Annotated in this window: 9 protein-coding genes and 1 pseudogene; 3 read left to right on the top strand and 7 right to left on the bottom strand. The window is 67.7% G+C overall.

Annotation, left to right across the window (positions count from 1 at the left end; translation table 11 throughout):
- A pseudogene (locus ACFDSW_RS14640) lies at positions 1-95 on the top strand (VOC family protein); the annotation flags it as partial.
- A 155-nt stretch (positions 96-250) separates the two neighbouring features.
- On the opposite strand, the gene ACFDSW_RS14635 reads toward ACFDSW_RS14640, so the two are convergent.
- The 6 genes from ACFDSW_RS14635 to ACFDSW_RS14610 all read right to left on the bottom strand — a co-directional run bounded on the left by ACFDSW_RS14635 (position 251) and on the right by ACFDSW_RS14610 (position 4,155).
- Positions 251-985, bottom strand: coding sequence for a DUF1223 domain-containing protein (locus ACFDSW_RS14635; protein ID WP_375251009.1), 735 nt, complete (start codon positions 983-985; stop codon positions 251-253).
- A complete protein-coding gene (locus tag ACFDSW_RS14630) occupies positions 982-1,737 on the bottom strand; it encodes a putative DNA-binding domain-containing protein (protein ID WP_375251008.1) in 756 nt (251 codons plus the stop codon). Before ACFDSW_RS14630 ends, ACFDSW_RS14635 begins: the two co-directional genes overlap by 4 nt.
- Entirely contained in the window at positions 1,734-2,561 is an 828-nt protein-coding gene (locus ACFDSW_RS14625) for a DUF692 domain-containing protein (protein ID WP_375251007.1), read from the bottom strand. The genes ACFDSW_RS14630 and ACFDSW_RS14625 overlap by 4 nt, the downstream gene beginning before the upstream one ends.
- Positions 2,562-2,618: 57 nt before the next feature.
- The gene (locus tag ACFDSW_RS14620; protein ID WP_375251006.1) at positions 2,619-2,882 is read right to left on the bottom strand and encodes a hypothetical protein; all 264 of its coding nucleotides are present in this window, start codon (positions 2,880-2,882) and stop codon (positions 2,619-2,621) included.
- Positions 2,883-2,977: 95 nt separating this feature from the next.
- Positions 2,978-3,619, bottom strand: a complete 642-nt coding sequence (locus tag ACFDSW_RS14615) for a DUF1109 domain-containing protein (RefSeq protein WP_375251005.1) — start codon at positions 3,617-3,619, stop codon at positions 2,978-2,980.
- Positions 3,616-4,155, bottom strand: a complete 540-nt coding sequence (locus tag ACFDSW_RS14610) for a sigma-70 family RNA polymerase sigma factor (RefSeq protein ID WP_375251004.1) — start codon at positions 4,153-4,155, stop codon at positions 3,616-3,618. The genes ACFDSW_RS14615 and ACFDSW_RS14610 overlap by 4 nt, the downstream gene beginning before the upstream one ends.
- A 209-nt stretch (positions 4,156-4,364) precedes the next feature.
- Here ACFDSW_RS14610 and ACFDSW_RS14605 point away from each other — a divergent pair, with 209 nt between their 5' ends.
- Together ACFDSW_RS14605 and ACFDSW_RS14600 are read left to right on the top strand one after the other, a co-directional pair.
- Positions 4,365-4,640, top strand: coding sequence for a DUF2282 domain-containing protein (locus tag ACFDSW_RS14605; protein ID WP_375251003.1), 276 nt, complete (start codon positions 4,365-4,367; stop codon positions 4,638-4,640).
- Between the two features lie 58 nt (positions 4,641-4,698).
- Positions 4,699-5,145, top strand: a complete 447-nt coding sequence (locus ACFDSW_RS14600) for a DoxX family protein (protein WP_375251002.1) — start codon at positions 4,699-4,701, stop codon at positions 5,143-5,145.
- 288 nt (positions 5,146-5,433) lie between these two features.
- Here ACFDSW_RS14600 and ACFDSW_RS14595 read toward each other — a convergent pair.
- Positions 5,434-6,178 (bottom strand): NAD-dependent dehydratase (locus ACFDSW_RS14595; protein ID WP_375251001.1); only part of this gene is annotated, 745 nt, incomplete at its 5' end.

The raw sequence follows: 6,178 nt of genomic DNA, 5'->3' as shown, positions 1-6,178 counted from the left end.
GCCCGCGTAATACGGCATCGCTGGGAACAGTTGAACTTGCCTATTTTCGCGACCCTGACGGCAACAAACTATGCGGAATTCATTTTCCTGCCTGATCTGTCCAGCACGGGTCCGCTTTGACCCTAGCGGACCCGGATTTTGCGATCGCGCGAATGTCCGCTTCCCTGCCCACACCGGTCGCTAGAGGCGGTTCGGCGCGATGGCCAAAAGCGGACGTGCCGCTCACGCTCAGCTTCGCTCCGCCACTCTACTAGACACGGTGCGCGGCGAGGATTGGACCGTTCGCGCCATCCTGAACGAGGATCGCTCCCGCAAGCCCCTTGGGCACTGCTCGTTCTACGCTAAACCGGGTAGCACTTCCGTTCCAGCTACCCAGCCGGATCAGTTGGCGCACGACGTTGCGGTGATCGATCTTTCGGCCGCCATTCTCGCCCCGGCCGATGGCGACGCGCAAAGTGCGGGGGTCGTAGCGGACGAGCCACACGGTCGCGGGCGTCGCGGTGCGGGGGCCAGCCGCAACGATCACACCAGACCCGTTTGCCGCGATCGCCGGACCGCCTGTCAGCCGCGGGGTCGACCCGAGCGCCGCATCCAGTTCCGCCCGCCGCCCGCCGACGATCGAAGTGCGACCGTTGACGATGACTTGCGGCGTGAAGACGCCCGGTCGGCCGCCCGCCACCGCGTAGCGGCGCTGCCGGTCGGTAAAGGCGGGATCGCCGAACGTGTCCTTCCATCCCAGGCGGTCCCAATAGGTGACGGCAAAGGTCAGGGCGAGAACATCGGGCCGGTCGGCGATCGCGTTGACGTTGGCGATCGCTGGTGGACAGCTCGAGCATCCCTGACTCTGATACAGCTCGACCACCAGCGCGGGTTTGGCATCGGATGTGCGGGTCGGCACGGACGATGAGCCCGCAGCACTACAAGCTGTCAGCGCGATTGCTGCGGCGAGCAGCGGCGCGTGGGACCTCAGCTGGGCAAGGGTCATGGGATGCTCCTGTCGTTGTCGATAGCACACACCAGGCCGTCGGTGATCCATCGGCCGAGCCAGCCGCCGGTCCGGCGGATGCCCTCGTCCGGGCCGAATGCCTCGGCCGCGTGCGCGCACAGGTCGCCGAACGGCAGTCCGGCACGGACGCGTCGAAGCGCCTGCGCCTCGATCGAATCGGCGACGCGGATGCGCGCTATGCCCGCCTGCCGCCAGACGAAGAGGACTCGCGGTGTATCGAGGGGAGCAGCGTCAGGCGGCATGGCGCCGGCGCACAGCAACTCCCATAGCTCGAAGGCGTTCGTCGTCGCGTCGATCAGCTCGAGCGTCGGCGTGATGCGGAGCACGGCGCGGTCCCAGTCACACCCGGAGAGGTTGTCGACGCCGATCACGGGCGAATCCGGCCCAACGAACGCGCGGTCGAGCGCGAGTTCGATCGCGGCGATTTCCGCCACTTCCGGATCGTCGGGATAGCGCAGCGCGAGCGTCGCCGGAAAATCCTCGCTATAGGCATCGAGCGTCCAGCTGCTCGGCGGGATGCGCCCGATATGATGGATCACGGCGTCGAGGAACGCGTCGTCGCCGATCCACGCGCGCGTCCGCGGGAAGCCGGCCTCCAGACAGGCGACCAGCGCGGCGCGGTGATTGTTGCGATAGACCGCGAGGCCCGGTGCGGCAGCCGTGCCGAACCCGGCGGCCTCCCCGGCGGTCAGCCAGTCGCGCATCGCCCGCTGCGTCGCGGCCAGCGTCATGCCGCGCGCCGGATGCCGGCAGCGGCGATCCGGCGGGCGGTTGCGAGTTCGCCGAGCAATTCGGCCAGCGGCGGAATATCGTCGTCGCGTTCGATCATCGTCGCGACCGCGCCCAGCTTCGGCAGGACATAGGCGTAGAGATCCCAAACCGAAGGCGGCACCGGCCGGTCGTGCGTATCGATCAGCAGGTGCTCGCCCTGGCTGTGCCCGGCCAGATGGACCTGACGGACGCGGGCGTGGGGCACGCCGTCCAGATAGGCGAGCGCGTCGAAACCGTGATTGGCAGCGCTCACGAACACGTTGTTGACGTCGAGCAGGAGCGCGCAGCCGGTGCGATCGCACACGGCCTCCAGGAATGCCCATTCGGTCATTTCGGCGGGACCGGGGGCAAGATAGCTCGATGGGTTCTCGATCAGCATCGTGCGCCCCAGCACCGCCTGTGCCCGGTCGATATTGGCGCACACGACCGACAGCGCCTCCTGCGTATAGGGGATGGGCAGCAGGTCGTGCGCACTGAACCCGTCGATCCGCGACCAGCTGAGATGGTCGGACACGAACAGCGGATCGACCTCGTCCACCAGCGCGCGCAGTCGCGCGAGATAGGCGGGGTCGAGGCCGTCGGCGGAGCCCAGCGACATCGATACGCCGTGCAGCGCGACCGGATAACGTTCGCGTACTTCGCGCAGTATGCGGCGCGGCTGGCCGCCATCGACCATAAAGTTTTCGGAGATGACCTCGACGAAATCGACGGGCACCTTGTGCGACAGGAATTCGGCATAATGCGGCTTGCGCAGGCCGAGGCCGAAGATCGGGCGGGGCATCATGGGATCGGTCCTCGATGGGGCGGCCCGGCACGATCGCGCCGGGCCGCGTCGCGGGGGTCAGGCGCCCTCGGTCAGGCTGCCGCCGGCCTTCTTGCAGGCCTTCGCGCTCATCTCCTTGAAGCCCTGGCCCTTGCATTCGTTCTGGCCGCGGCACTCGTGCGCGGCGGTCTTGCAGTCCGACGTGCCCTTGCACGTGTTGACGCCGTAGCAATGGATCTTGCGGGCGGCGACCGCGTCGGCGGGCGCGGGGGCGGCGGCGGACACGATGGCGATGGCGGCGGCGGAAGCGGCGAGGCCGAGGCCGGTGTCGAGGGTCATCATGGGGCTCTCCTGAAGGAAGCGTTCAGCCGGATTGGCCCCCTATATTCGTCCGGCCCCGTGATCCGGTTACGCGCCCTGCGCGGAAAAACCGCCGCTCACCAGCGCAGCAGGCGCGGGCCGAGCAGCGAACCGATCCCCGCTGCCAAGAGGATGCCGAGCGAGTACCAGGTAAGGACGAAGATCGCCGACACTTCCGGGCAATGAAGGCAATAGACGGTGGCGGCGAACGCCCCTGCCGACAGGCCGGCGGCGGCCCCCGCCGCGCGCAGCCGGGTCGGCGCGAACCGTCGGAACGACCAGAGCAGCCCGGCGAAGATCGGCGCCGACAGCGCGAGAACGCGCCACGGGCACGTCTTCCAGCTGCGGCCCAGCCACATCGACAGCCATTCGGTCGAGGGCGTCCGCACCAGCTCGGCGACGCCCGCCAGCGCGAGCAACGCCACCGGGATCGCCAGCAGCCAAAGCCCGCGCGTCCGCACCGTGTCGGGCCGCGCCAGCTGCACCGTCACCGCCAGCGCCGCCGCCGCCAGCGACAGCGTATAGCCCCATTTAAGCCAGAACACCGGCCCCAGCATCGCCCGGTCGAGATCGGGCCGGATGCCGAGAGCGGTGACGAGCAGCACCGCTGACAACAGCCCGCCTGCCACAAGCCCGGCGAGCAGCCGGCGGCCAACCGCGCCGCGTTGCACGGGCGTGGTATCGGCGGCCAATTGCCGGATCAGATCGTCGGTCCTCATCGCGTGCCTCCCTGCACGCGGGCGACGAGCGCCTTCAACCCGCGATGGACCGATATCTTCACGTCCGACTGGCCGATTCCCTCGGCCGCGGCGGCGTCCGCGACGCTCAACCCGTCGAGCCGGGTCGCGCGGATCATCCGCGCCTGTTTGGGCGAGAGCCCGGCGAGCAGCGTGTCGATGTCGAGCCGGGCGATCGCCTCGGCCTCGAAATCGTCCGCCGCGGCGATCGCATCCGCATCCGCGATCGGCGACAAGCGCGCATGGCGGCGGAACTGGTCGACCATCTTGTAGCGCGCGATCGCGAACAGCCATGCGGTGAACGGGCGGTCCGCGTCCCAGGTCGCCCGGCGGGTATGAACGGCGATCAGCGTTTCCTGCACCAGATCCTCGATATCGTCGTTGCCGCCGCGCACGCGCCGGCGATAGAAGCCGCGAAGCAGGGGCACGAGGGCGCGGAGCAGCGCGGCGTGCGCACCCGCATCGCCGCCAAGGCCCGCGACCATCAGGTCCCGCAATGCCGCTTCGGTGGTCCCCATCCATCCTCCTCGCCGCCTTGTTCGGGCGAGCGGGCCGCTTGGTTACAGAGGGACGCCAAACTTTCCCGCAAGCGCCGGTGTAACCGATGCCGCAACGCCCGCGAATAGCCCGCCGTGACGTGGGTCCCCCGCCTCCTTCCCCGTCACCGCGCGGCCCGGCTGCTCTCTGCCGGGCCGCGCGACGAGGCGACCCACTGAAAGGATCCCGTATGTCCGCCACACCCGCCGCGCTTGCCGCCACCATTGCCATCGCCGCCGCATCGCTCGCGGTCCCCGCCCACGCACAGCAGAAGCCGGCGATGGAGAAATGCTACGGCGTCTCGCTCGCGGGCAAGAACGACTGCGCCGCCGGCGCCGGAACGAGCTGTGCCGGCACGTCGAAGGTCGATTATCAGGGCAACGCCTGGAAGCTGGTCAAGGCCGGCACCTGCACCGCGATCAAGACGCCCAAGGGCAAGGGTTCGCTGACTCCGATCAAGGCCTGAACGGCACGGGACCGGTGCGCCTCGGCGAGCCGGTCCTATCCTTATTCGAGGGACGACCATGCACGCCGTCAAACTCTATCGAAGCGGCACGGCCGCTTTGCGCCCCCTGTTGCCGGATGCATTGCTGTTGCTGCTCGCGCGGCTGGCGATCGCTGCCATCTTCTTCCTGTCAGGGCGAACGAAGGTCGAGGGCCTGCTGCCGATCACCGACGGTACCTATGAGCTGTTCCGCAGCGAATATGCGCTGCCGGTCGTGCCGCCGGAGGTCGCCGCGATCGCGGCGACAGGCGCCGAGCATCTGTTTCCGATCCTGCTGGTCCTCGGCCTCGGCACGCGCTTCGCCGCGCTGGCGCTGATTGGCATGACGCTGGTGATCCAGCTTTTGGTCTATCCCGACGCCTGGCCGACCCATCTTAGTTGGCTGGCGCTTCTCCTGCCGCTCGCCTCGCACGGTGGTGGCGACTGGGCCCTGGACCGGCTGGTCGTTCGGCGCGCTCTTAGCTGACTTCGTCCAGCGGTGCCTCTCGTTAATCCGATACTTCCACTTGCGGGAGCATTCGCTGAGTGCGGCTTTGCAGACCTATGACGGCGACGGCTCGAAGCGCATTTGGCCGGTCGACCACCGTGCAAACGCCGTGGGCGAAGAGGCATTTCGATCGAGGGCTGACTACCGATGCCCGGCTTCGCGATTTCGATCCGCGATCAGATGAACGAACGGCCGGTTTCGGGTCGCGTGCAAAGGCCGCCGAACGACCGCATCGGGGTCATTGGGTTCGCGCCTGATCATCAATGGTCACGGGATCAGGCGATCGGCGCGCAACCGATCGAAGAGGGCGAAGAACGCGTCGTCCGTCGGTTGATACCCCGTAAATCCGAGGCGCCGGCTTTTGCTCATGTCTGTGACCACCTCGATCGGGCGGCCGAGATCGGCATCGGTGTGCCAGGGAGAGGCGAGGCGGTTCAGATCGGGTTCCACCAGCCCATCGCGCGCCGCGATCGCGCGCCACAGCCTAGCGTCATCCGCCATCTGCTGTTTGAGCGGCCGTACCGTGCCGTCGAAGGGTGCTGCCTCCAGCCCGAACCATTCGGCGATACGGCTCCACATCCACTGCCAGCGAAATACGTCACCGTTGACGACGTTGAACGCCTGGTCGTGCGCGGCCTTCGTATCCGTCGCCCAAAGCAGGTGATCCGCAAGCTGGCCCGCGTCGGTCATGTCGGTCAGTCCCGACCATTGCGCGGTTGAGCCGGGGAAGACGAAGGGCCGCCCCGTCTCGCGACATAGCGTTGCATAGATGGCGAGTGTGGTGCCCATGTTCATCGCGTTACCAACCGCGAGCCCGATCACGGTATGCGGACGATGCACACTCCAGGTGAAGCCGTCGCGTGCTGCGGCGGCGAACAGCTCATCTTCCTGCGCATAGTAGAAGTTCTCGATGTCGAGGCGGCCCTGTTCCTCCCGGAACGGGGTCTGCGGCAGCACGCCCTTGCCGTAAGCCTCGAACGGTCCGAGATAATGCTTGAGCCCGGTAACCAGC

This window comes from Sphingomonas sp., assembly GCF_042091075.1.
Classification (GTDB): domain Bacteria; phylum Pseudomonadota; class Alphaproteobacteria; order Sphingomonadales; family Sphingomonadaceae; genus Sphingomonas.
Note: the sequence above shows the minus strand (reverse complement) of the source record. Positions and strands in the feature narration are given on the sequence as shown.

What these genes read in the sequence shown, in the direction of transcription:
- ACFDSW_RS14635 (WP_375251009.1), bottom strand. Translation starts at nt 985, where the DNA reads ATGACCCTTGCCCAGCTGAGGTCCCACGCGCCGCTGCTCGCCGCAGCA.
- ACFDSW_RS14630 (WP_375251008.1), bottom strand. Translation starts at nt 1,737, where the DNA reads ATGACGCTGGCCGCGACGCAGCGGGCGATGCGCGACTGGCTGACCGCC.
- ACFDSW_RS14625 (WP_375251007.1), bottom strand. Translation starts at nt 2,561, where the DNA reads ATGATGCCCCGCCCGATCTTCGGCCTCGGCCTGCGCAAGCCGCATTAT.
- ACFDSW_RS14620 (WP_375251006.1), bottom strand. Translation starts at nt 2,882, where the DNA reads ATGATGACCCTCGACACCGGCCTCGGCCTCGCCGCTTCCGCCGCCGCC.
- ACFDSW_RS14615 (WP_375251005.1), bottom strand. Translation starts at nt 3,619, where the DNA reads ATGAGGACCGACGATCTGATCCGGCAATTGGCCGCCGATACCACGCCC.
- ACFDSW_RS14610 (WP_375251004.1), bottom strand. Translation starts at nt 4,155, where the DNA reads ATGGGGACCACCGAAGCGGCATTGCGGGACCTGATGGTCGCGGGCCTT.
- ACFDSW_RS14605 (WP_375251003.1), top strand. Translation starts at nt 4,365, where the DNA reads ATGTCCGCCACACCCGCCGCGCTTGCCGCCACCATTGCCATCGCCGCC.
- ACFDSW_RS14600 (WP_375251002.1), top strand. Translation starts at nt 4,699, where the DNA reads ATGCACGCCGTCAAACTCTATCGAAGCGGCACGGCCGCTTTGCGCCCC.